This window comes from Martinezella lusitana, from assembly GCF_010668395.1.
Taxonomy (GTDB): Bacteria; Pseudomonadota; Alphaproteobacteria; order Rhizobiales; family Rhizobiaceae; genus Rhizobium; species Rhizobium lusitanum_A.
On the sequence record NZ_WUEY01000011.1, the window covers coordinates 59,137 to 83,555 of the forward strand.

Here is a 24,419-nt window from a genome sequence, read left to right on the forward strand (position 1 = left end):
GACCCATGCACAGCCTCGAAACGAAACTCGCCGCCATCGCCCGCCCCCTTTTCGGGGCGGCCTGGATGCGCTTCCTGGCCTATCTCGGCCTTTGCGCCGCCTATCTGCAAGGCGGTCTCGACAAGCTCACGGATTTCAACGAAGCACTCGGCGAGATGGCGCATTTCGGCCTGTCGCCAGCCCCGCTCTTCGCCGTGCTCGTCATAGCGCTTGAGCTTGGCGCCTCGGTGATGATCCTCACCGGCTTTTTCCGCTGGCTCGGCGCACTCGGCCTTGCCGGCTTCACGCTGCTCGCCACCTTCCTGGCGCTCCGCTTCTGGGAATTGCCCCCGGGGATGGAACGCTTCATGGCGGCCAATTCATTTTTCGAACATCTCGGTCTCGTCGGCGGCTTTCTGCTGGTCGCCTGGCTTGATCTGGATCAGGATACTGCAAAGACCATGGAGGCCTAGAACATGTTTTCCCGTTACGCTTATACGATCGGTCTTCTGACTGCCCTTGCCCTGACGCCCGCCGGCGCGGCCCTTGCCCGCGCGGCGCATCCGCAGGTCGGCGTCGGGTCGCAATACGATACCTCCCACGTCTATGTCGATCCGGACAAGGTGGATGCATTCGCCAGCAGCTTCGTTGCTACCTTCGGCGGCGCAAGCACCAAGCAGGTCGTCGCGACCGTGACGCCGACCCCCAGCAGCACCACGTCGCAGCTGCTGCAGACGCCGGTCGGCACCGTCTCGCTCTTCGGCTTCAAGACACCGATCCCCTTTCCGTTCGGCGCCGAGCGCACCGGCTATCTCGTCACCGACCTGGACCAGGCGATCGCCGCTGCCCGCGCCGCCGGCGCCTCGTTGGTCGTCGACGCCTTTCCCGATCCGATCGGCCGCGATGCCGTCATCCAATGGCCGGGCGGCGTCAACATGCAGCTCTACTGGCACACGACCAAGCCCTCCTACACCGCCTTCGACAAGATCCCCGAAAACCGTGTCTACGTCTCTCCCGATGCCGTGGACAAGTTCGTCAAGGCCTTCCTCACCTTCTCGAAGGGCAAGGTCGTCGCCGACGACAGACAAGCTCCGGGCGTCGAGATCGGCCGGCCGAACGACACTTTCCGCCGCCTGCGCATCGAGTCCGTCTACGGCAGGATGACGGTGCTCGCCACCGACGGCCATCTGCCGTTCCCCTATGGCCACGAGACGACGGGATATGAGGTTGCGGACCTTGCGGCGACACTCGACAAGGCCAAGGCCAATGGCGCAACCGTCCTGGTGAACGCCTTTACCTCCGACAAGCGGCAGGCGGCCATGGTCGAATTTCCCGGCGGTTACGTCGCCGAAATCCACGCTGCCGCGGCGCCGTGATCGCGATGCGACCGCACGAGGTCCTGCCACGCGTCTCGACCCACAAGGCCGACCTGCGCGCACAGAGCTTTCTCTCCCTCGCGGCGGTCGCCATTCTTTGCGCGACAACGGGCGCTGCCTTTGCCGACGACCCGCCGGCCAAGCCGAAACGGCCGGCGATCAAGTCCAACCGCTGGCAGGAAGACTGGTCCGTGCTGGCCGATCCGGCGCTTGCGACACAGCCGTTGGACAGGCTGAAGTATCTTCCGCTGTCGGCCGCAGATCCCGGCACTTACGTCTCCTTCGGCGCCAATGTCAGGGAGCGTTTCGAGAGCAACAGCGCGCCCGGCTTCGGCATCGGCGGCGTGGAGCGCGACAGCTATCTCATCCAGCGCGTTCAGTTCCACATCGACCTGCATCTCTTCGAGGACTGGCAGGTCTTTACCCAGTTCGAGGACGATCGCGCCTTCGGCAAGAAGGACGTCGGGCCGGCCGACGCCGACCAGCTCGACCTGAGGCTGGCCTTCCTGGCCTACAGCCACGATTTCGATGCCGGCACCTTCAAGGCGCGCATCGGCCGCCAGGACTTCGCCTTCGACCTGCAGCGTTTCGTCTCTTCGCGCGACGGGCCGAACGTGCGCCAGTCCTTCGATGCCGTCTGGGCCGACTGGGAAACCGGCCCGTGGCGCTTCATCGGCTTCGTCAGCCAGCCGGTTCAGTACCGCGACGACGATCCCTTCGACGATACCTCGAACGGCGACTTCCGCTTTAGCACCGTGCGCATCGAGCGCCAGGTGCTCGGAACCAACGAGCTGTCGGCCTACTATTCCCTCTATCAACGCGAAAACGCCCATTATCTCGATGGCGGCGGCCGCGAGAACCGTCATGTGTTCGACACCCGCTTTGCCGGGTCGAGCAAAGGCTTCGACTGGGACACCGAAGCCATGGGGCAGCTCGGCGATATCGGCGACAAGGATATCCGTGCCTGGGCGCTTGGCGCGCGCGCCGGCTACACATTCGAGGATGTCGGCTGGACGCCGAGGATCGGATTGCAGTTCGACATGGCCTCAGGCGACGATCACCCCGGCGACAATACCGTCGGCACCTTCAACCCGCTGTTCCCGAACGGCTACTATTTCTCGCTTGCCGGCTATACCGGCTATGCCAACCTGATCCATCTCAAGCCGTCGATCACGGTGAAGCCGACCGACAAGATGACGCTGACCGGCGCGATCGGCCTGCAATGGCGCCAGACGACCGCCGACGCGATCTATGTCCAGCCCAACCAGCCACTGTCTGGAACCGCCGGCCACGGCGGCGCATGGTCGGGCGCCTACGGCCAGATCAGGCTCGACTACGCGTTCACCCCCAATCTCACGGGCGCCATCGAAGCCGTCCACTTCGAAGCGGGAGATGCCATTCGCCGCGCAGGTGGGCACGACGGGAATTACGTTGGTTTGCAGATGGCATTCGCATGGTGAGGGCCATCGTTTCGATCGAGGACAGACGACAGGGGAAGGGTTTCCACACTTGCAGAGGCGGAGACAAGCGATGACCGAGCCACCGGCAACGCCATCCAGGCAGCAGGACAGCTTTGCGCCGCTGAGGAACCGCGTGTTCTTCGTTCTCTGGGTCGCGACGATCGTCGGCAATACGGGCAGCTTCGTGCGCGACGTCGCAAGTTCGTGGCTCGTCACCGATCTCTCGGCCGCTCCTGCGGCCGTCGCCATGATGCAGGCCGCCGCCGCATTGCCGGTTTTCCTGCTTGCCATACCCGCCGGCGTCCTGTCGGATATTCTGGATCGTCGCCACTTTCTCATCGTCATCCAGCTGGTGCTCGCAGCTGCCAGCGTTTGCCTCCTTGTCCTTTCGGCGACGGGGCTTCAATCGATCACGTCGCTGGTGACGCTGACGTTCATCGGCGGCATCGGAGCGGCGTTGATGGCGCCGACCTGGCAGGCAATCGTTCCGGAGCTCGTCGGCAAGACCGATATCAAGAGCGCCGTCGCCCTCAATTCGCTGGGGGTCAATATTTCCCGCGCCATAGGTCCCGCCGTCGGCGGTGTGCTGCTTGCCTATTTCGGGGCGTCCATTACCTACGGCGTCGATGTCATCAGCTATGCCTTCGTCATAGCCGCGCTATGGTGGTGGAAACGTCCGGCGGCGCCCGAAGACCCCTTCAGCGAACGCTTTGCAGGCGCGTTTCGCGCCGGCCTCCGCTACGCCAAGGCCAGCCGCGACCTTCACGTCATCCTTGCGCGCGCCGGTGTTTTTTTCGTCTTCGCCAGCGCCGTATGGGCCCTGCTTCCCCTTCTGGCGAGAAACCTGCTCGCAGGCTCGGCCGGTTTTTACGGCATTCTTCTTGGTGCGGTCGGCGTGGGGGCCATCTGCGGCGCTCTGATCATGCCGAAATTGCGGGACCGTTATGATGCCGACGGCCTTATGCTTGGCGCCTCGGTACTTACGGCCGCCGTCATGGCGGGCCTGGCTTTCGCTCCGCCCCAATGGGCCGCCGTCCTCATCCTCCTGGTGCTTGGGGCCGCCTGGCTCGCTGCGCTGACGACGCTCAACGGAGCCGCGCAAGCCGTCCTGCCGAACTGGGTGCGCGGGCGCTCGCTCGCCGTCTATCTCACCGTCTTCAACGGCGCGATGGCCGCCGGCAGCCTCCTCTGGGGTCTGGTTGCCGAGGCGATCGGCCTGCCATGGACCCTGCTGGTCGCCGGCATTGGGCTTCTAATCGCCGGGGCGGGGCTGCATCGCCTGAAGATCCCCAAGGGCGAGCAGGATCTCGTTCCCTCCAATCACTGGCCCGAGCCCCTGACGGCGGCACCCATCGAGAACGATCGCGGACCGGTCCTCATTCTGATCGAGTATCGCATCGATCCCGCCGATCGCGAGGCTTTCGTCGCGGCCGTCTCCGACCTGTCGCGCGAACGGCAGCGCGACGGCGCCTATAGCTGGGGCATCACCGAAGACGCCGCCGATCCGCAGATTTTCATCGAATGGTTCATGGTCGAATCCTGGGCCGAGCACATCCGCCAGCATCGCCGCGTCTCGAAAGCCGATGCCGATATCCAGCAGGGTGTCCTTTCCTATCACCGGGGAAGCGACCCGCCACTGGTTCGCCATTTCATTTCTGCCCGCAAATGACCGAAACAAGCCATCAGAATTGAAGGATCCCCTCATGCCTGAGCGTTCCAAGTTTCATCTCGAAATGAGCCGCCGCGAAACCCTGCTGACCGGCGCGGCGCTGACCACAGCATTGATACTGCCGACAGACCCGGCCGGCGCGAAATCCACCACCGAGCAACATTCTACCAAGGGAGCCAACACTATGTCGTTCATCACCACCAAAGACGGCACTCAGATCTTTTACAAGGACTGGGGCTCGCGCGATGCGCAGCCGATCGTCTTCCATCACGGCTGGCCGTTGAGCGCCGACGACTGGGACGCCCAGATGATGTTCTTCCTGGAGAAGGGCTATCGCGTCATCGCGCATGACCGCCGCGGTCACGGCCGCTCCAGCCAGACGGCGACCGGCAACGAGATGGATACCTACGCTGCCGACGTTGCCGAGCTTGCCGAGCATCTCGACCTCAAGAATGCGGTGCACATCGGCCATTCGACGGGCGGCGGCGAGGTTGCCCATTATGTTGCCCGCGCCAGGAAGGGCCGCGTCGCCAAGGCAGTCCTGATCGGCGCCGTGCCGCCGATCATGGTCAAGTCGGACAAGAACCCGGGCGGCCTGCCGATCGAAGTCTTCGACGGCTTCCGCGCGGCCCTCGTTGCCAATCGGGCGCAATTCTTCCTCGACGTGCCCAGCGGGCCGTTCTACGGCTTCAACCGGCCGGATGCGAAGGTCAGCCAGGGCGTGATCCAGAATTGGTGGCGCCAGGGCATGATGGGCGGCGCCAAGGCGCACTACGATTGCATCAAGGCCTTTTCGGAAACGGACTTCACCGAGGATCTGCAGAAGATCGACGTGCCGACGCTGGTGCTGCACGGCGAGGACGACCAGATCGTTCCGATCGCGGATTCGGCGCTGCTGTCGATCAAGCTTCTCAAGCACGGCACGCTGAAGACCTACAAGGGCTTCCCGCACGGCATGGCAACCACCCACGCCGACGTCATCAATGCCGATCTGCTCGAGTTCATCAAGGCGTAGTCTTCCCGCGAGATCGCCTTCGGCCGGGTGAATGGCTCTTCCGGCCGAAGGGTCTTATAGTAGCGAAATCGCGGCCTCGGGAACGTTGGCAGCGACTGGTCCATTACCTTTGGGGAGAGGTTTCCAATGTCTGCTATTCTGGTTCTGACCGTCTTTCACACGCTTGTCAGCCTCGTTGCCATCGCAAGCGGCATCTATGTCGTGGTTGGCTTCATCACCGACACGCCGGTTCTTCGTGCGGCACGCTGGTTCTTATGGTCCGTGGCGATCACGCTCATCACCGGGTTCATGTTTCCCTTCAACGGCGTTACGCCGGCCATAGCGGTGGGCATCCTGTGTGTGCTGATCTTCATAGCGACTGTCTATGCACGCTACCGGACACAGATGACCGGCATTTGGCGGCTTTCCTACGTGATCGGATGTCTGCTTCTCCTCTATTTCAACTGTCTCGTCTTGATCGCGCAGGTCTTCCAGAAAATCCCGCCGCTGAACGCCATTGCCCCGACCGGCAATGAGCCGCCCGTTGTCGCAAGCCAGGTCGCGCTGCTGATATTGGCCATTGTCGCGGGCATATTCATCGTAAGGGGCACGAAAAACCGCAGCTTCGGATGAGGCCAGGTCAGGAATAGCTATCCGCCGGCTCCTCGGGCAAAGCTCACGCTCGCTCGAAGCATTGGTGTTGGCGGACGCTGGCCGGCGATACGTGACGCAAGAATCAATGGATCTCCTTGCCCCATCGACCGAGGGGAGCAATTCCCGAAAAATTGCGCATTATTTTTTCGACCGAAGCTTCGTGAAAACAATGAGGTAGGGCGGTTCGGAGGTCCGGTGAAGAGCCAATCCCTCCCAGGAATTTCCACTTCACGCTGCAATCCCACTCGATTAAATCCAAACTCGGAGTTATGCTGGCCGCGCCGTCATCTTTTTCGCATTCTCCATGGCTTAGGGATCGTCGCCTTGTCGCAAGGTCGAATCATCGAGCCAACAGCGTGCAAACACTATGCGTCTAGGGTCACCATAAACGTGATTGGGCCACGATGACTGAATTGCAAAACATCCAGAACCCGCCCCGAAAACTCGTTTCCATCGAGGAAATCATCGATATCAAGACGCGACGGCCAATCGCGACCACCCGGGGCCGGGGATGGGATGGCGTGACCGTCGATCTCTACCGTCCGCGTCCGGATTGCTCGCAGACCTATCCGGCTCTCGATCATCATCTGATCTGCTATTGTCCCTCGGGAAGAGCGCGGCTGATCCAACGACGAGACGGTGCCGTGCACGAGGGCATCATGTCCGCAGGCATATCGCTGCTCATGCCCGCAGGATGTGAATCGACATGGGAAGGGCCGACGGCGACATCGGCGAGACTTAGAATTCCAACCGCGCTGGTGGCGGCCGCTGGAGAACAATTCGGCAGGCACAGCGTCCCCCAAATCGAAATCCGGAACATTTTCGAGACGCGCGACACCCTGATCGAGCATATGGCGCTCGTTCTCCTGTCGGAACTTCAGCAAAAGCCTCATCCGGCGCAAGCCCTTATTATCGATCATGTTTCCGCCGCGCTTGCGGCACACCTCCTGCGAAAATACAATGCTTTCGAGGCAATAGAGCCTGACAGGCTGCCCCGCTTGAGCAAAATGGAGGTGGATCGCCTCGCGGATTACATTCAAGACAATCTCGACCGGATGATCGGCCTTGGCGAATTGGCGGAGATCGTCAATGTCAGCCGCTTTCATTTCGCGCGCATTTTCAAGCAGAGCACCGGCATGACCGCGATGACCTTCGTCGAGCAATGCCGGATCAACAAGGCACAATCGCTCATCTCGGAAACGGATGTCTCGCTTGCGGAAGTCGCCCTCATAACCGGATTTGCCGATCAAAGTCATTTCACCAGGCGGTTTCGCCGCCTGATCGGCAGCACGCCTGCCGCTTTTGCGCGCGAGCACGGAAGACGATTCAAGCGGCGCCTTCCCAACTAGCATCCGAGCATCATCGCCGTGAGAACACGCTGAATCTTCAGTCTCGCGAACTGCCCGCGGTCAGGCCCCTGATGCAGGGTTCGCGAAAGAAGGCGGCCGCCGCTCTCCTTCTGCGAACGCCTTCAATGCTTTCATCATCCGATCGTTCTCCTTCATAAATGCCCGGATGATCGGCGACTTGAGAAACCTGACGGGACCGTGGAATGACAGTTCGAGACGGCGCATGAGCCTGACCGTCTCGCCTTCAACCGCAATCCTGTGAAAAAGCTGGATGCCGATGGTGCCCATAAAACGCGGTTTCATGGTCATCGGCTGCTCGAAATCGAGTTCCCCTGGCCGGATCAGGGACGTGACCGTTCCGTGGCGCGTGCCGAACGGTCCAGGTTCGACATAGGTCGTGCCTACCTTGATCGGTTCGTCGGAGATTTGAAGCGTCCCGTGATAGGCCGTCGAATTCGGCAGCCATCGATCATAGGCCCGCAAGTCGGCGAGCAGTGAAAATACGTCGTCGGCAGAGGCTGCAATGCTCGTTTCCCAGACAAAGCTCTCCACCGCCCCTATGACCTCTCTCCTGATCCCTATCGCTTTATGTTCGCTTCCGACAATCGAAAGGTTACACAAAAAATAAAAATTAAACGGCTCGCGTCCTCGCGGCAGCCAGCTTATTCTGCCCTTATCTTTAGTGTGCGGAATAGCTGATGCTGGATATTACCGATCGCATTCTGGCAATACGCCAGTACGTTGACGATGGTGTCGCCGCCGCGATAGAGCAGCTGATCCGCGAAGCCCCGGATACGCGGCTCAATCGGATAAATCCTCTCGCCTTCGCCCTGTCACACAAGCTCGATGAACGCGAGTGCGTGGCAGCATTTCTCCATGCGACGCAGCTCGGTCTTTTCGAGCTTTCCTGGAATGTGGTTTGCGCCAGCTGCGGCGGCGTCCTTCAGGCATGCGAATCGCTCCGGGCAATCAACCAGGCCCGCTATCGCTGCGCGCTGTGCGCGGTAAACTGCGAGCCCAATCTGGATGAGAGCGTGGAAATCACGTTCACCGTCGATCACCGCGTTCGAAAGATCGAAGCCCATAGCCCCGAAAGCCTGTCCTTGTGGCCCTATGTCCGGCAGGTCTTCTGGAGTTCGGGCAGCGATCTTCCGGACGATCTGAGCGATGTCGCCAGGGAGGCAGTGCTTGATGCGGTGGAAGTCGCGCCCGGTGAGCGTGTCGTCCGTCAAATCCAGATGAGCGAGGGATTGGCCGTCCTCTTCGATCCCGTGACCCATAGTTCGCAGTCGCTGGAGGTGACGGGCGCGCCTTCGGCGGATCCGCAGCAAATAACGGTTCACATCGATGATACGCGCCTGCAGACCGCGATGCATCGGCTGGCGCCCGGCGTGCTGAATCTCGTCCTTGAAAACAATACGTCCCGAAGAGTGATGCCCATTCTATGGAGCGTGGGGGAAGCGCTCAAACACATGGTCGAGCGTCACATCCCCGTTCTGACCGCCAAGCGCCTTCTGACGCACCAGACGTTTCGCGATCTTTACCGAACCAACGTTCTCGACGTCAATCAACGTTTCAAGATCACCAATCTGACCTTCCTGTTCACGGACCTGAAGGGATCGACGGAGCTCTATGAGCGGATCGGCGATCTTGCCGCATTCGACCTCGTGCGCTCTCACTTTCAGATCGCGGAAGAGATCGTTTCCAGAAAAGGCGGCGCCATTGTGAAAACCATCGGCGACGCGATCATGGCAACGTTTCCCAATCCCGTGCAAGGCATTGCCGCCGCGCTTGAAATCAGAGAGGCCGTCAACAGGCTGAACCGCCGGAACAACCGCCAGGAGCTGCTTCTCAAGATCGGGATTCACAGCGGCCCCTGCCTCGCGGTGTCGATGAACGACCGCCAGGACTATTTCGGCCAGACGGTCAATATCGCCTCCCGTGTCGAAAACATCGCATCTCCCGACGCGATCCTCGTCACCTCGTCCTCGGCGGATGATGCGGAAGCCCATGATTTTATCAGGCGGCAGGGTGCCGCCCCCAGCAGTTTCCTGGCCAATCTGCGGGGAATAGACAGAGAAATACGAGTTTATAGCGTTCCTTCCTGAATGGAAAAAGCAGGCCGTCCTCGTGACCCCAAGAAGGCGCGAAGACTTATTTCCGATCAGGTACCATCGACGCTGAGAGATGCAGAAAACATGAAGAGGTTTGTCAAAGGGCGATGAAGACGGCGATCCGTGCAATAGTAGGGCTGGGCCTTGTTGTAGCCCTGTGTGTTCTCTTGTGGTTTGCAACCCGGCCGCCGCCGCTGGTCGTGCAGGGCGAGGTGTCGACGAACCGCGTCGATATCAGCCCGCGCGTTCCAGGGCGCGTGGCAAAGCTCAATGCCGATGTGGGCGACGTGGTCAAGCAGGGTGACGTGATCGCCGAGCTGGAAAGCCCGCAGCTGACGGCATCGCTGCATATGGCGGACGCTGCATTGGCCGTGTCTCAGGCCGATCTCATCCGCGTCAACAGCACCCGTCCGGAAACCATCGATGCTTCGAAAGCGCAGCTGGCAGCGGCCGATGCCGATGTCACGCTCTATCAGGAAGAGACCAACCGCCAGGCGAAGCTGATCAGCACCGGGGCTTCCACACAGGCACTCGTCGATCAGACCGCCCGCAATCTCGAGGCGGCAATCCGCCAGAAGGAAGCGGCGGAAGCCAATTTGCGGCTGGTCGTCGCCGGCGCCAGCAAGGAAGAAAAGGCCCTCGCGGCCACAAGGGTCGAACAGGCCAGGGCATCCCTGAACCAGCAGCAGGTGGATGTGAGCGAACTGACGATCCGCGCTCCGATCTCCGGCCAGGTCACGACACGCGTGGCCGAGCTCGGCGAAAACTTCTCGGCCGGCGCTCCGCTGTTTTCGATCATCGACATCGACCACCCGTGGTTCACCTTCAATCTTCGTGAGGATTTGCTGAACGGCCTGAAAGTTGGCGATGTCTTCAACGTCTCCGTGCCGGCGCTCAAGCAGGACAAGCTGCAGGTCAAGGTGACCGTCATCAACGCTCAGGGACAATATGCCACCTGGCGGGCAACGCGCGCCACCGGCGACTTTGATCTTCGCACCTTCGAGGTGCGGGCCGAACCGGTCGTCCTGCCGGAAGGATTGCGCCCGGGCATGAGCGTCATCGCCTCCTGGCCCTTCGAGGAGCGTTAAGATGATGCCGCGTGGCCGCCTGCGCCCCGGTTTCGTGCTGGTGTTTCGACGCGAGTTCGGCCTCTTCTACCGGCGGCCTTTCCTGTTCTTCCTTGCGACAGGACTGCCGCTGCTGCTGATGGGGCTGCTGGCGGTGGTGTTCAGCGCCGGACTTGCGACGCGACTGCCCATTGCGGTGCTCGACCAGGATGGCAGCAATCTTTCGCGGCAGATTATTCGGACCGTCGATGCCACGCCCGATACGGCGGTGGCCGTGCGCGTCGCCGATCTTACCGAGGGTCGCGCGCTCATTCTCGCAGGCAAGGTGCACGGATTGCTGTTCCTGCCGCGCAATCTCGAGCGCGACGTCTTTGCCGGGCGCAGACCGGAAGTCGTTTTCTTCTACAACACGCAGACGCTGACAACCGGAAATCTCACTCTGCGCGGCGTCAGCGCCGCAGTGCCGTCGGTCGAGGCCGGCATCCGGCTGGCGCTGCGCACGGCCGAGGGGCAGCCGGTCGACGTTGCCGAAGCCGATCTGGCACCGATACCGGTGCAGGTGAATCCCTTGTTCAATCCAACGCTGAACTACGCGCATTTCCTGCTGGCGGCGTTGCTGCCGAGCGTGTTGCAGGTGGTGATCGTCACCACCATGTCCTATACGATCGGGCTCGATGCCGAAACCCGCCATCGCTTCCGCATTCTCAGGCGGCTCGGCGGCGGATTGTGGCCGGCCATCGCCGGCAAGGTTCTGCCATATACGCTGCTGTTCCTCGTCGTGCTCGGCATCTCCGATGCCGTGCTGTTCGGCCTGCTGGGGATGCCGTTGCGTGGCCAGAACTGGATACTGCTCATTGCCGGCGTGCTCTTCATCCTGGCGAACCAGTTTTTTGGCGTGCTTCTGGCCCTGCTGCTCCGGCCGATGGCAAGCGCGATCAGCATCGGCACGCTGATTTTCGCACCGTCCTTCGGATATATGGGCATCGGGTTTCCGCGCCTCGGCATGAATGTCTTTGCCTATCACTGGGGTCAACTCATTCCCGGCACCTGGTATCTCATGGCGCGCATCGACCAGACGATCCGCGGCACGCCTGCCGATCTTTCCTGGCGGCCGATTCTGGTGCTTGCAATCTTCGTCGTGGCGCTGGCCGGCCTGACGGCGCTGAGACTGGAGATCATGCGTTCCCGTAATGCGGCGCAACCAATGCCGGATCTCGCCGCACGGAAGGTTGCTCCATGAAAAGCTTGCTTGCGGTCTTGCGCATCGAACTTAAGCGCGTGCTGGCACTGCGGCCGGTGTTGAGCGTGCTCATCCTCGGTCCCCTCATCTATGCGCTTTACTATCCCCAGCCCTATCGCAACGAGGCGCTGCGCGACGTACCGATCGCCCTGGTCGACCTCGACGGCACCGACAGCAGCCGGCAGCTCGCCCGGCTGATCGATGCTTCGAGCGACGTTGCCGTCGCAGCCGTGCTGCCGGACGAGGCAAGCGCCGAACGCGAGGTCTATCGGCGCCAGCTCTTCGGGATTGTCGTCATTCCCCAGCATTTCGAGCGCGATCTGCTGCATGGGCGGCAATCGCCGCTCGCCCTTTATGCGGATGCCAGCTATTTCCTCATTTACCAGCGTATCTCCGGAGCGGTGACCGCTGTCGCCAAGACCTTCGGCGCGGAAGTGGAAACGGCAAGGCTGATCGCCATGAACGTGGACCCGGCGCTGGCCGTTGCCGCCTCCAATCCGATGCCGCTGACGGCAGTCGCGCTTTTCAATCCTCAAGGCGGATATGCGACCTACATCCTGCCCGCGGCATTCGTCCTGATCCTGCAGCAGACTTTGCTGATCGGCGTCGGCCTGCTGGGTACGATACGAGACGGCCGCCTCGCTGCGGATCGGGCCAGCGCATCGGCGGGACCGGTCTCGCTCGTGCTCGGCAAGATGCTTGCCTATCTCGTGGTGGAAGCCTTCGTCGTGCCTTTCTATCTCATCGTTCTTCCCTATCTCTACGGCATCCCGCGCCTCGGCTCGCTTTGGGCGGTCATCATGATTTCGCTGCCTTTCGTGTTGGCGGTAGGCGCCCTCGGCATTGCGATCTCGCGCCTGATCCGCAGTCCGCTCGCGGTTCAGCTGGTGTTTGCGGCAGCCGGCCTGCCCTTCCTGTTCCTGGCGGGCTTCTCCTGGCCGACGGAAGCCATTCCGGAACCTCTGAAGACGCTGACGATTCTGCTGCCGAGCACCACCGCGATCAATGGCATCGTCGAAGTCTCACAGCTTGGAGCACCGCTGTCGATCATGCGTCTGCCGCTCGCGACGTTGTGGATACTCGCGGCGGTCTACGCAGGTATCGCGATACTGTTGGAATCCTATCGCTCGCGGAAGGGACAGGAAACCGATCCCCTGCCCGAGGCGTCTTAGAGACTACCAGCTCCACCCGGAATCCCCGGGGCCGTTTTGCCCTATCGCTTTTCCAGGCATTGCCGGGGAGCACCTTTGGCTTTTGTCGCAGTTCGCGGAGCTGATCGGCAAGCCGTGTTTTGACGCGTCTACCATGCCGCCGCCTGCCTTGAACCATGTCCTCGACAGATGGGAAGACGATCGAATTGCCGCGTCGGAAATCGGCGATCGCGCGAGATGGCCGCCTCACGTTCCGACAGCAATCGGAAACCACGCCGGGCAACGCCGTTCAATACAGCCTGTCAAGTTTGGCAGTTAATGCCGTGGAAAGCCGCTCAATCGAACGGATTGATCGCGGCCGCTTTGGCTTCGATTTCGTTTCCATCGCATCAGCAACGAAAAGAAAGGCGGGAGGATATGGCGACACCGGCTGCGGTTGTTTCATTCAAGGCAAAGGCGGGATACGGCGAGGAGGTCGCGCGTCTGATTTCGAACGCGTTACCCCACGTCGAAGGGGAGACAGGTACGACGACCTGGCTCGTGCTGCGCTCGGAGGCGGATCCGGACACGGTTTTTCTGGTCGATCTCTTCGCCGATCAGAAAAGCCGGGACGCTCATTTCAACGGCGAGGCCGCAAAGCTGATCTTCGCCACGGTTCCTCCCCTTCTGGCGGATGCGCCGAGCATTCATCCCTCCACGGTGAGCGCACAAAAGACAATAGCCGACTAAGGAATTTATCAGCGATGTCCGTTGCTCGAAATTTCGCTGCCCTTCTATCGAGAGGTAACCTTTCAGGCGCCGGACCGAACTTCACATTAGGCGGATATCGCCGCCCCAGGCGACCGAGCAGTCTTCTGGACCATCCTCATAAATCGGAGAATAGCAATGTCTAATCGCATGTTGTCTACGCTTGTCGTCGGTGCTTTTGCCAGCGCCATCGGTGCTCTTTCCACCGCTCCGGCAAGCGCCGAGGAATTCACGGCAGCGCAAAAGAAGATCCAGGCCGAACACACCGCCCTCGTAAAGTCGGGCAAGGTCGAGCCCTGCTTCGGCACGGCCCTGAAGGGTCAGAACGATTGCTACGCCGGCGCCGGCACCACCTGCGCAGGCACGAGCACTGCCGACTACCAGGGCAATGCCTTCAAGCTCGTTCCCAAGGGCACCTGCACGACGATGTCCACGCCAAACGGCCCGGGCAGCCTTACCCCCAAGGCTTGATCCGGAAGACCGGCCGCGTTTCGGCGCGGCCGGTCGCATCGTATCTGCAATCAGGTATGGATCCATGCAAAAACCCTCTGGTTCCCTCTTTAAACTCGACATGCCGGCACGCGCCGGCGTCGGACTCAAGGCGGAACATTACCGCCACATCATCGAGACCTTGCCTGACATCGGCTTCTTCGAGGTCCATGCCGAAAATTACATGGGAGCAGGCGGGCCGCCGCACCGGTATCTTGCGGCAATCCGGGAGCGCTATCCCCTCTCGCTCCATGGCGTCGGTCTTTCCATCGGCGCCGACCGGCCGCTGGACAAGGATCATCTCCGGCGGCTGAAGACCCTGATCGACCGATACAAGCCTTCGCTGTTTTCCGAGCATCTCGCCTGGTCGACGCACGACGCGGGCTTTCTGAACGATCTTTTGCCGGTGCCCTATACGGCGGAGACGCTCGGCCGCGTCGCCGACCATATCGACGAGGTCCAGGAAGCCCTCGGCCGCCAGATGCTGCTCGAAAATCCGTCCACCTATCTTGCTTTCTCTGAAAGCACCTATTCCGAAGTCGATTTCATTGCCGAGGTCGTCCGGCGCACCGGCTGCGGCCTGCTGCTCGATGTCAACAACGTCCATGTCTCGTGCACGAACCAGCTTTGGAACGCTCTCGACTACGTCAATTCCTTCCCGCTTGCGCACGTCCGGGAAATTCATCTGGCGGGGCACGCAACGGAGGCCGACGATGACGATCGGCCCCTGCTCATCGACACTCATGACCGGCGCGTCGACGATCTCGTTTGGGACCTGTATTCGCATGTCGTCAGCCGCGCCGGCCCGCTCCCGACGTTGATCGAGTGGGACACAGATCTTCCGGATTGGCCCGTGCTTGCGGCGGAGGCTGCGCGCGCGGAGCTGCTGATGCAGGAAGCAGCCAGTGCAAACCGCCAGGCTGCAGCCGAGTAGTTCAGGCCGATCCAGACCATTATCATTCGCGAGGGTTTACACATGACCAGCCACAGGATTGGCGTCTACTACGCCTGGGATCGGGCAAGCGAAACTGCCGCTCCCCTGGAAATCATCGAGAACCGCTTTCCGGCGCTCTTCGAAAGCCGCAGGATCCTCTACCCGCATTTCGAGGAACTGTCCGACCCCGCACAATTCGATCAGGGCATTGCAGGCTTCCTCGATCAAATCCTCAAAAAGAACTTTGTCGCCTTTGTCGAGCACGCGGCGGCCACGACCGGTCAGGCCGTACTGGAGATCGAACGCGGCGGCGACGCGGGAAGTGTCGTGCGGATCGACGACAAGACGCTCGAGGCGATCGATACGCTCATCATCATCAGCTTCGATTCGCTGCGAACCCATCAGCAGGCAGGCGCCGAGGAGATCGAGGCGGTTCGATCCTTCCTGGCAAAACCCGGCAATCTGCTCTTCGTCTGCCCGCATCACGACATCGGCGACGTGGACGATGTGGCGCAGGAGGAGCGGACGGAGATCCAGACGGAGCATTTCCTCCATCATGGCGATCGCACCATTCCTCCCCAACAGCGTTTTGGCGGCTTCGCGCGGACCCTGCTTGCGGGACTTGGCCTGCCAATCGAAAACCGCTTCGGGCTGCATCCGGCGTCCGAGCCGGATGGATCGCCCAGCCCGATCAAGGTCGAGCATGACCTGGACCGGCTAGGACTGCTTTCGGACGTGCCGACGTTCAATCTTCATCCCCACCTGCCGCACTTCGTGAGCATTGGAGATGCCGCAGGGAAGATGGATGTGCTTGTTCGCCAATCCATCGACCTTGCCGCTCCGCCGCATCCTTTCACACGCGACGGACGATCCACCTTCGACGCCTTGCTGCAATCGCGGCCCGGCGTTTTCGGCGGCGATCTGCTGGTCGGTGACGCGACGCTGTGGAGCTCGACGGCCGGTGGCCTGGAAAGCCTGCGTCGCCTCTGGACGAACGTCGTTTCAAGAGGGGATGGCTGATGCCCGAAATGCCGTCCCTGGGCGAAAGGCAACATGCTTTCGCCTGCGCCCTGCTCGATCCGGAGCGATCCGTGCCGGAAGGGCTGGTCGGCCCGGATGGCCGTCCGAGCCGGAAGCGGTTCAATGTCTATCGCAACAACGTCGTCGTCGGCCTCACAGCGACGCTGAAGGACGCCTTTCCGGCGGTTGCCCGCATCGTAGGCGAGGAATTCTTCCTCGCCATGGGCCGAATCTATGTCGCCATCGAGCCGCCAAGCTCACCCATCATGCTCGACTACGGAAAGGGGTTTCCGACCTTCCTCCAAAGTTTCGAGCCGGTGACGAGCCTTCCCTATCTGAGCGACGTCGCGCGGATCGAACGCGCATGGGTCGAGGCCTATCATTCGGCTGACATCGCACCATTGGAAGCGGCGGCCTTTGCTAAGATCAGCGCAATGGATTTTCCAGAGCTCCGCGTCACGCTTCATCCCTCCTGGCGGATCGTGCGTTCGGCCTTTCCCGCGCTGACGATCTGGCAGATGAACATCGGCGATGCGATGCCTCGGGAAGTCGACATGGAAGCGGGCGGCGAGGATGCCTTCGTCCTTCGCTCCGGCACAAACGTCGAGATCAGATCGCTCCCGCCCGGCGGCGCCGATTTCATCGAGGCCCTGGCCGAGGGATTTACGATGATGGAGGCCATGAAGCGAGCCATGACGGACGAAAGAGGATTCGATCTGTCAAGCTGCCTTTCCGGTTTGATGACCGCGCACGCCTTCATCGCCTTCGACATCGCAACTGCTCAACACAGCCAGCCGAGGCAAGCATCATGACGGCCTTTCAATATTCGCCCGGCGGCCTGCGCGGCTTGATCCTTCGCATCGCGGCCCTGATCGGTCTCATCGGCTCGTCGGTCGCTCCGCCGATCCTGCGGATCGCACTTGCACTCCCCTTCCTTCGCTCCGGCTTGACCCGATGGGATGGCTTTCTGTCGCTTTCGATCGGTACGCAGTATCTGTTCGAGGAGCAGTTCAAGCTTCACATTCTCGGCAATCTCTATGGCTTCCCTGCCCCCGATGTTGTCGCCTATCTGGTCGGGCTTGCCGAGATCACCTTGCCGATACTTCTTTTCGCCGGCTTTGCCACGCGCTTCGCAGCTCTCGCGCTGCTCATCATGACAGGTGTCATACAGCTGGTGTTTCCGGACGGATGGGTGAATTTTCACCTCTACTGGGCCGCGATAGCACTTGCCATCATGGCGCTTGGCCCCGGCGTGCTTTCGCTTGACTACCTGATCTATCGCTTCTTCTCGCGCTCGACCGTTCAGGGCGGGACTACATGAGCGAGGAGCTTGACGATAGGCCGAAACTGATCGTGGCCGAGCGTTCGGACAGATACAACGGATTCGACTGGACCATGCTCATGGCGCGCGCCCAAGGCGGCGATGCGGCCTCATACTTGCGCCTGTTGCAGGAGATCACGCCCTATCTACGCTCGCTTGCCGGCAAGTATCATCGGGATCCACGGGATGTCGAGGACACCGTGCAGGACATTCTGCTGACCATACACTCGGTACGAGAAACCTATGACCCATCCCGGCCATTCGGACCCTGGCTCGTGGGCATCGCCAATCGCCGCGCATTCGACCGGCTGCGCCGTCAATGCCGCCAGCGCGCCCACGAATTTCCGCTGACGCAGGAACACGATGCCGTTGCAACGACGGAGAATATCGAAGAGACTGCGAACAGGCTTCCTCTTGAAGGTGCGATCGGCAATCTTCCTCCTGCGCAGCGGCAGGCCATAAGCATGCTCAAACTGAAGGAAATGTCGCTGAGGGAGGCTGCAACGGAGAGCGGCATGTCCATCCCCTCGCTGAAGGTGGCCACCCACCGCGCCTTGAAGAGCCTTCGCAAGGTGCTGCTGGATCGTGGTGGACATTGATGGAGACCGCCGATCTCATCCGCTCTCTCGCAGACAATATCGCACCGGTCAGGCCGCTTCGGCCGCCGTTGTTGAGGGCGGCCCTCTGGTTATGCGTGGCTGCTGCTCTCATGGGCCTGCTCATCGCCCTGCACGGTGTTCGGCCCCGGTTTGCGGAGCGGATGGCGGAGACCGGCTTCATGATCGGTGTGCTGTCCTCTCTGGTAACCGGCATTCTCGCGGCGATCGCAGCCTTCATGACAAGCCTTCCCGACAAGTCTCGCCTCTGGCTGTTCTTGCCACTTCCTCCCCTTCTGCTGTGGATGTCGAATATCGGCTACCAGTGTCTTGCCGGATGGGTGGCGCTTCCGCCCGGCGCCGTGACCGTGGAGGCTGCTTCCGGTTGCTTGCTAACGCTCATTGTCACGAGCGTGCCGCTGTCCCTGCTGATGGTGGTCATGTTGCGCCATGTGGTGCTGCTGCGACCAGTTTCGGCGGCGCTGATGGGCAGCCTGGCAGTCGCCGGTATCGCCTCCTCGGCGCTTTCGATGTTTCATCCGCTGGATGCGACGATCATGGTGCTCGGCTGGAATTTGGGAACGGCGGTTCTGCTGGTCCTGGCGGCGGCCGTCTACGGTCGCAGCATTTCTCGACGCAATGCCGGGCGCGTTGTTTTTTCGAGGCACCGGCAGCGATGACGACAATGTCCGCCCCCCTGCCCATAAGATACTTCTTCGGATTTCCCAGCGATGCGCGCAATTGCGATGCGTGGCTGCGGGCCATCCGCAGAGACCGTCTTTCATCAACGGAGTGAGCTTTGGACGCCTTTACCGTCAGTTTGCTTCTTATTGCGTCCGTTGTGGCGAGCAGCATTCTGGCGCGCATGTCACCCTTCGTCCTGCCGCTGCCGTTCGTGCAGATCGCCCTCGGCGCCTTGATTGCCTCCGTTTTCGATTTCCAAGTTCATCTCGATCCCAGCACCTTCCTGCTCTTCCTGGCGCCGCTGCTGTTTCTCGACGGCTGGCGGACCCCGAAGGATGGCCTGCTGCGCGACAAGGGAACCATTGCCGCGCTTGCATTCGGGCTGGTGATCTTCACGGTCATCGGGGCCGGATACTTCATTCACTGGATGATTCCGGCCATGCCTCTTGCGGTCGCCTTCGCGCTTGCCTCGGCTATTTCGCCGACGGACGCCGTCGCGGTATCGGCCATCGTCGCCCGCGTACCCGTTGCCAAACGGCTGGTTCACATTCTGGAAGGGGAATCGCTGCTGAACGATGCTTCCGGCCTGGTGTGCATGCGTTTTGCCATCGCCGCCGCCGCAACCGGTTATTTTTCCATCACCCAGGCTTTCGGCGCGTTTCTGTGGGTCGCCACCGGCGGCATCTGCATCGGCACGCTCGTCGCCTTTCTGGCGACGCGGGGTAAGGATTGGGCATCGCGGCGCTTCGGCGAGGAGACCGGGTCGCAGATTCTGATCAGCCTGCTGATCCCGTTCGGCGCATATATCCTTGCCGAACGCGTCGAAGCGTCTGGCATTCTCGCCGCGGTCGCCTCCGGCATCGTCATGAGCTACGAGGAGCTGGCGGGACGTGCGTCGGCCACGACGCGCCTCCAGCGCACCGCCGTGTGGAACGCGCTGCAATTTGCGGGCAACGGCGTCATTTTCGTGCTGCTTGGAGAGCAGTTGCCGACGATCGTTTCCGGAGCCGCCGACGTCGTGCAGGAGACCGACCATGCCGGGCAACTCTGGCTGATCGGCTATGTTCTCGCTATCGTTCTGGCCCTCCTGGTGCTGCGGGCGCTCTGGGTGTGGGGCACGCTCGGCCTGATGCTTCTTCGCAGGCAGGACAGTGACGAGCGTTTTCAGACGCCCACCTGGCGCGTGGTCGCGGCGGCCTCGCTGGCCGGGGTGAGAGGCGCGGTCACGCTGGCCGGCGTGTTCGCATTGCCTCTGACGTTGAACGACGGCTCACCCTTCCCTGCCCGCGATCTGGCGATCTTCCTCGCCGCCGGTGTGATCGTCGTATCTCTGATCGCCGCAAATCTGGGCCTGCCATATGTCCTGGCCGGCGTGACGGCGCTGCCGGAACCGATGCGCCAACGCGAGGAAGACGATGCGCGCATTGCCGCCGCCCGCGCGGCAATCGAGGCGATCGAACAGCGCCTGCAGAACATGCCGCCCAGCCAGCGGCCCGTGGATCTTCAAATGGAGATCGCCGCCCGCGTCATGGAGCTCTATCGGCAAAGGCTGGAGAACCGCATCAAGACGGGCACGAATACCGACCTCGCGCGAAGCATGAGCGAGATCGAGCGCGAATTGCACCTGATCGCCATACGCGCCGAGCGGGCCGAGCTTTATCGGGTCGCCCACGACAACAATCTGCCTGAAGAGCTTACTAGCCAGCTGATCCGCGAAGTCGACCTGCTCGAATCGCGGTTCAGCACTCTGTGACGGCATCTCCGGCGCATCGTGCCGGCGCGGCCGTCGAAAACAGTATCCCCTTTAAACGGTGGGATCATCACCAGAAGCGAGGCCATGGCAATGGAAAAAGACCGCCCCGAGGGCATAAGGACCTACAACGAACCGGCTGGTGGATGGGGCGCTCTGCGAGCCGTTGCCAAGACGTTGAAACATCAACAGGTCGTGGCCCAGGGTTCCGCCATGCTGCTGAGGGCGAACCAGCCGGAGGGCTTCGATTGCCCGGGCTGTGCATGGCCTGACCCGAAGCATACGTCTTCCTTCGAATTCTGCGAGAACGGCGCCAAGGCGATCACCTGGGAATCCACGGCAAAACGGGTTCCGCCCGAATTCTTCGAGCAGCATTCCGTGTCCGAGCTCTGGACATGGTCGGACCATCAGCTGGAAGATCAGGGGCGCCTCACCCATCCGATGGTCTACGAGGCCGAAACGGATCACTACCGCCCCATCGAATGGGATGAGGCCTTCGCCTTGATCGGGCAGGAGCTGAACGCATTGCCCGATCCGAACATGGCGGAGTTCTATACGTCCGGACGCGCCTCGAACGAGGCGGCCTTCCTCTATCAGCTTTTCGTGCGGGCTTACGGGACGAATAATTTTCCCGACTGCTCGAACATGTGCCACGAGGCAACCAGCGTCGGCCTGCCGGAATCGATCGGCGTCGGCAAGGCGACCGTGACGCTCGAGGATTTCGACCATGCCGATGCCATCTTCAGCTTCGGGCACAATCCGGGGACCAATCATCCGCGGATGATGACGACGCTGCACGATGCAGCCCGGCGCGGCGTACCGATCGTCGTCTTCAATCCGCTGAAGGAACGCGCGCTCGAACGATTTGCGGCGCCGCAAAATCCGATCGAAATGGTGACGTTCTCATCGACGCCGATTGCTTCGGCCTATCATCAGGTTCGGGCGGGCGGCGATCTCGCCGTGCTGAAGGGAATGATGAAATCGATCTTCGAGCGGGATGCCGCGGATATCGCGGCAGGCCGGGAAGGCCTACTCGACCGCGCTTTCATCGCCGAGCATACCGTCGGTATCGAAGAGTTGAAGGCGGATGCCGAGGCGACCGATTGGGAGCCGATCCTCAAGATCTCCGGCCTGACGCGGCAAGCGATCGAAAGCGCCGTCGACGTCTATCTCGGCGCCAAGAACGTCATCGCCTGCTATGGCATGGGCCTCACACAGCACCGCACAGGCACCAGCAATGTGCAGCAGCTTGCCAATCTCCTGCTTCTGCGAGGCAATATCGGCCGGCAGGGAGCAGGGATCGCACCGATCCGCGGCCATTCCAACGTCCAGGGCGACCGTACGGTCGGCATTACGGAAATTCCGAACAAGGCGCTGCTGGACGGAATGGAGAAAGCCTTCGGCTTTCGCCCATCCGATGCAAAGGGGCACAATGCCGTCGAAGCCGTGGAAGCAATCATAGATGGCCGCTCGAAAGCGTTTATTGCGCTCGGCGGCAATTTCGCCGTGGCGATGGCCGATCCGGAGGCGACCTTCGCCGGCATGCGCAAGCTCGAACTCGCGGTCCATCTCTCGACCAAGCTCAACAGGTCGCATCTGATGACCGCCAGGACCTCGCTCATTCTCCCGGTCCTGGGCCGCACCGACCTGGACATCCAGAAAGAAGGACCGCAGGTCGTGACGGTCGAGGACTCCATGTCCATGGTTCATGCCTCGCGCGGCTTCCTGAAGCCACCCAGCGAGGCGCTGCGCTCGGAGCCTGCCATCATTGCCGGCATCGCCAGGGCAACGCTGGGCACGCGCCACGGAATAGACTGGGAGGGACTTGTCGCGAATTATGACCGCATTCGCGACAAGATCGAGATCGTGTTTCCGGACTTTCGGGATTTCAATGCGCGCGTGCGCGTCAAGGGCGGTTTCCGCCTGACGGTCGCCGCCTCGCAGCGGCACTGGAATACGGCAGACGGCAAGGCTACCTTCCTTACCTGCCAAGGCATCGATGAAGACCCCCGGCTGCGCGCACCCGATGCACTCGTCCTGATGACGATCCGCAGCCACGATCAATACAATACGACGGTCTACAGCCTCGACGATCGCTATCGCGGCGTGTTCGGGCGCCGCGACATCGTCCTCATGAACCGCGACGACCTTGCCGCAAGGGGGCTTGCGGAAGGTGACAGGATCGACCTCCACGCCCTCGCCGAACCGGCGGATATTGCCATGCCGCAAAAATCGGCGCGCGGTTTCACGGCCGTCGAATACGACATTCCTTCCGGTGCGATCGCTGGCTACTATCCAGAACTGAACGTCGTGGTGGCTCTCAGCCACTATGACAGGAAGTCGGGCACACCTGCCTACAAGGGGGTGCCGGTCCGCGTCGTCAAATCCGCCGATCAATAGGACCGGAAACGCGCCTCGCCGATTGGCCGGCATAGCGCTCGAGGACACGACGGTGGGCTGTCCCTAGGGACCAAGCCTGCTCACACCGTTACCGGAAGCCCGCCATCTGGCGGGCTTCTGCGTATGATCCCGCACTGACTTCGCAAGCCGGTAAGATTTTCCTTACCAAACGGCCGGAGGTAACTTCGGTATTCTTCCACGCGGGATCACGGTCATGTGCGACAAGCGCAATCAGGATCAATTCGGCGCATGAAACTTCTATCAATCCATCGCGACGGGACATACCCATTATGCGGTCGCCCTGGTGGCGAACATCAGTTCTGGCTCAACAATATTTCCGGCGAGGCCTTCTGACGGATGGGAATCCGCCTCGGGAAAGATGTGTGTCCTAGCGCATGACCGGAGGGATATTCTTGCCAACGCCATCCAGACGTCATCTTGCCAAGAATAGTGTTCCACGGTCATGGCGCAGATTATCGCCGTATGGCCATGAGCGTTCGAACGACGGGCTGCGGACGATTGGCCGTTCGATGGCCCGTGCTGCATGGGTCGCCGCCTGTCTGCTGGCGACAGGCTGTACGCGAGGTGGCGTCCTCGACCCGCATGGTCCGATAACGGCCGCCGAGAAGACCATCCTTCTCAACTCGGTCGGCATCATGCTTGCCATCGTCATACCGGTCATCGTCGCAACGCTCGGCGTCGCCTGGTGGTACCGGGCCTCCAATTCGGCGGCACGCTATGCCCCGGACTGGAGCTATTCGGGCAAGATAGAGATCGTCGTCTGGTCGATACCCGCAATGGTGATCCTGCTGCTGGGAGGCATCGCCTGGATCGGCAGCCACGACCTCGATCCGCCGAGACCGATCCGGGCCGATGCAAAGACGCTGACGATCGAAGTCGTCTCTCTCGATTGGAAGTGGCTCTTTCTCTACCCCGAACAGGGTGTGGCAAGCGTCAACCACATGGTGGTGCCGGCGGGCACGCCGATCTCCCTGAAATTGACGTCGGCCACCGTCATGAACAATTTCTTCGTTCCCCAGCTCGGCAGCCAGATCTACACCATGCCGGGAATGACGACACGGCTCAACCTGCTTGCGGACCATCCGGGCCAGTTTCGCGGACTGTCCGCGCAGTTCAGCGGCGACGGCTTCTCGGCGATGCGCTTTACTGTCGATGCCGTTCCGCAGCAGGAGTTCGAAGCCTGGGCCTCGGCCGCGCGCGGCAAGAACCATCCCCTGAATGCCGAAAGCTATCTTGAACTTGCCAGGCCGAGCCAGCGCGTGGCGCCGACCGTCTACGATGGCATCGACCCCGGCCTTTTCGACGCCATCGTCGGAATGAAGCTTTCGGCATCCACGACCCCGCGCTCCGACAACGATACCGCCTTTATGGCCGCAATAGACCCCCTATGCAGAGGTAAGTGAC

23 protein-coding genes are annotated in these 24,419 nt (G+C 61.5%); 22 read left to right on the top strand and 1 reads right to left on the bottom strand.

Translation table 11 applies throughout. The annotated features are described in order from the left end of the window. The first annotated feature begins 5 nt into the window (after nt 1–5). The 7 genes from GR212_RS21960 (at nt 6) to GR212_RS21990 (ending at nt 7,481) form a co-directional block, all read left to right on the top strand. Nucleotides 6–452, top strand: a complete 447-nt coding sequence (locus GR212_RS21960) for a DoxX family protein (RefSeq protein ID WP_163989392.1) — start codon at nt 6–8, stop codon at nt 450–452. A 3-nt stretch (nt 453–455) separates the two neighbouring features. Continuing rightward, on the top strand, nt 456–1,355 hold the full coding sequence (locus tag GR212_RS21965; protein WP_246725868.1) for a glyoxalase: 900 nt from the start codon (nt 456–458) through the stop codon (nt 1,353–1,355). A gap of 5 nt (nt 1,356–1,360) precedes the next feature. Then, nucleotides 1,361–2,815: an alginate export family protein gene (locus GR212_RS21970; RefSeq protein ID WP_163989393.1), complete on the top strand. Its 1,455-nt coding sequence runs from the start codon at nt 1,361–1,363 to the stop codon at nt 2,813–2,815. A 70-nt stretch (nt 2,816–2,885) separates the two neighbouring features. After that, a complete protein-coding gene (locus GR212_RS21975; protein ID WP_163989395.1) occupies nt 2,886–4,484 on the top strand; it encodes an MFS transporter in 1,599 nt (532 codons plus the stop codon). Between the two features lie 184 nt (nt 4,485–4,668). Continuing rightward, entirely contained in the window at nt 4,669–5,499 is an 831-nt protein-coding gene (locus GR212_RS21980) for an alpha/beta fold hydrolase (RefSeq protein WP_204326713.1), read from the top strand. A gap of 126 nt (nt 5,500–5,625) precedes the next feature. Beyond that, nucleotides 5,626–6,111 carry a hypothetical protein gene (locus GR212_RS21985; RefSeq protein WP_163989397.1) on the top strand — a complete coding sequence of 162 codons (486 nt, stop codon included), beginning with the start codon at nt 5,626–5,628 and terminating at the stop codon, nt 6,109–6,111. Nucleotides 6,112–6,536: 425 nt separating this feature from the next. After that, on the top strand, nt 6,537–7,481 hold the full coding sequence (locus GR212_RS21990) for a helix-turn-helix domain-containing protein (RefSeq protein ID WP_163989399.1): 945 nt from the start codon (nt 6,537–6,539) through the stop codon (nt 7,479–7,481). 60 nt (nt 7,482–7,541) lie between these two features. Here the strand turns inward: GR212_RS21990 and GR212_RS21995 are convergent, their stop codons facing one another. After that, entirely contained in the window at nt 7,542–8,033 is a 492-nt protein-coding gene (locus GR212_RS21995) for an SRPBCC family protein (protein WP_163989401.1), read from the bottom strand. Between the two features lie 146 nt (nt 8,034–8,179). Here GR212_RS21995 and GR212_RS22000 point away from each other — a divergent pair, with 146 nt between their 5' ends. From GR212_RS22000 to cyoA, 15 genes are all read left to right on the top strand, one after another. Continuing rightward, nucleotides 8,180–9,589 carry an adenylate/guanylate cyclase domain-containing protein gene (locus tag GR212_RS22000; protein WP_163989403.1) on the top strand — a complete coding sequence of 470 codons (1,410 nt, stop codon included), beginning with the start codon at nt 8,180–8,182 and terminating at the stop codon, nt 9,587–9,589. 113 nt (nt 9,590–9,702) lie between these two features. Then, the gene (locus GR212_RS22005; RefSeq protein WP_163989405.1) at nt 9,703–10,683 is read left to right on the top strand and encodes an HlyD family secretion protein; all 981 of its coding nucleotides are present in this window, start codon (nt 9,703–9,705) and stop codon (nt 10,681–10,683) included. 1 nt (nt 10,684) lies between these two features. Further along, nucleotides 10,685–11,902: an ABC transporter permease gene (locus GR212_RS22010; RefSeq protein ID WP_163989407.1), complete on the top strand. Its 1,218-nt coding sequence runs from the start codon at nt 10,685–10,687 to the stop codon at nt 11,900–11,902. Continuing rightward, on the top strand, nt 11,899–13,074 hold the full coding sequence (locus GR212_RS22015) for an ABC transporter permease (protein ID WP_163989408.1): 1,176 nt from the start codon (nt 11,899–11,901) through the stop codon (nt 13,072–13,074). Before GR212_RS22010 ends, GR212_RS22015 begins: the two co-directional genes overlap by 4 nt. 216 nt (nt 13,075–13,290) lie before the next feature. Further along, nucleotides 13,291–13,782 (top strand): putative quinol monooxygenase, encoded by a 492-nt coding sequence (locus GR212_RS22020; protein WP_163989409.1) that lies wholly within the window; start codon nt 13,291–13,293, stop codon nt 13,780–13,782. 156 nt (nt 13,783–13,938) lie between these two features. Beyond that, nucleotides 13,939–14,271, top strand: coding sequence for a BufA1 family periplasmic bufferin-type metallophore (locus GR212_RS22025; protein ID WP_163989411.1), 333 nt, complete (start codon nt 13,939–13,941; stop codon nt 14,269–14,271). Nucleotides 14,272–14,335: 64 nt separating this feature from the next. After that, nucleotides 14,336–15,223: an MNIO family bufferin maturase gene (gene bufB / locus GR212_RS22030; protein WP_163989413.1), complete on the top strand. Its 888-nt coding sequence runs from the start codon at nt 14,336–14,338 to the stop codon at nt 15,221–15,223. A gap of 42 nt (nt 15,224–15,265) precedes the next feature. Beyond that, nucleotides 15,266–16,243, top strand: a complete 978-nt coding sequence (locus GR212_RS22035) for a hypothetical protein (RefSeq protein WP_163989415.1) — start codon at nt 15,266–15,268, stop codon at nt 16,241–16,243. After that, nucleotides 16,243–17,055: an HvfC/BufC N-terminal domain-containing protein gene (locus tag GR212_RS22040; protein ID WP_348643502.1), complete on the top strand. Its 813-nt coding sequence runs from the start codon at nt 16,243–16,245 to the stop codon at nt 17,053–17,055. The genes GR212_RS22035 and GR212_RS22040 overlap by 1 nt, the downstream gene beginning before the upstream one ends. After that, nucleotides 17,052–17,564, top strand: a complete 513-nt coding sequence (locus tag GR212_RS22045) for a DoxX family protein (protein WP_163989417.1) — start codon at nt 17,052–17,054, stop codon at nt 17,562–17,564. Before GR212_RS22040 ends, GR212_RS22045 begins: the two co-directional genes overlap by 4 nt. After that, complete coding sequence (locus GR212_RS22050) at nt 17,561–18,163, top strand: sigma-70 family RNA polymerase sigma factor (RefSeq protein WP_163989419.1); 603 nt, start codon at nt 17,561–17,563, stop codon at nt 18,161–18,163. The genes GR212_RS22045 and GR212_RS22050 overlap by 4 nt, the downstream gene beginning before the upstream one ends. Further along, on the top strand, nt 18,163–18,840 hold the full coding sequence (locus tag GR212_RS22055; RefSeq protein WP_204326704.1) for an NrsF family protein: 678 nt from the start codon (nt 18,163–18,165) through the stop codon (nt 18,838–18,840). The genes GR212_RS22050 and GR212_RS22055 overlap by 1 nt, the downstream gene beginning before the upstream one ends. A 119-nt stretch (nt 18,841–18,959) precedes the next feature. After that, the gene (locus GR212_RS22060; protein ID WP_163989423.1) at nt 18,960–20,597 is read left to right on the top strand and encodes a Na+/H+ antiporter; all 1,638 of its coding nucleotides are present in this window, start codon (nt 18,960–18,962) and stop codon (nt 20,595–20,597) included. Nucleotides 20,598–20,687: 90 nt separating this feature from the next. Further along, nucleotides 20,688–22,994 carry an FdhF/YdeP family oxidoreductase gene (locus tag GR212_RS22065; protein WP_163989673.1) on the top strand — a complete coding sequence of 769 codons (2,307 nt, stop codon included), beginning with the start codon at nt 20,688–20,690 and terminating at the stop codon, nt 22,992–22,994. A gap of 530 nt (nt 22,995–23,524) precedes the next feature. Continuing rightward, nucleotides 23,525–24,418, top strand: a complete 894-nt coding sequence (gene cyoA, locus GR212_RS22070) for a ubiquinol oxidase subunit II (RefSeq protein WP_163989425.1) — start codon at nt 23,525–23,527, stop codon at nt 24,416–24,418. The last annotated feature ends 1 nt before the right edge of the window (nt 24,419 follow it).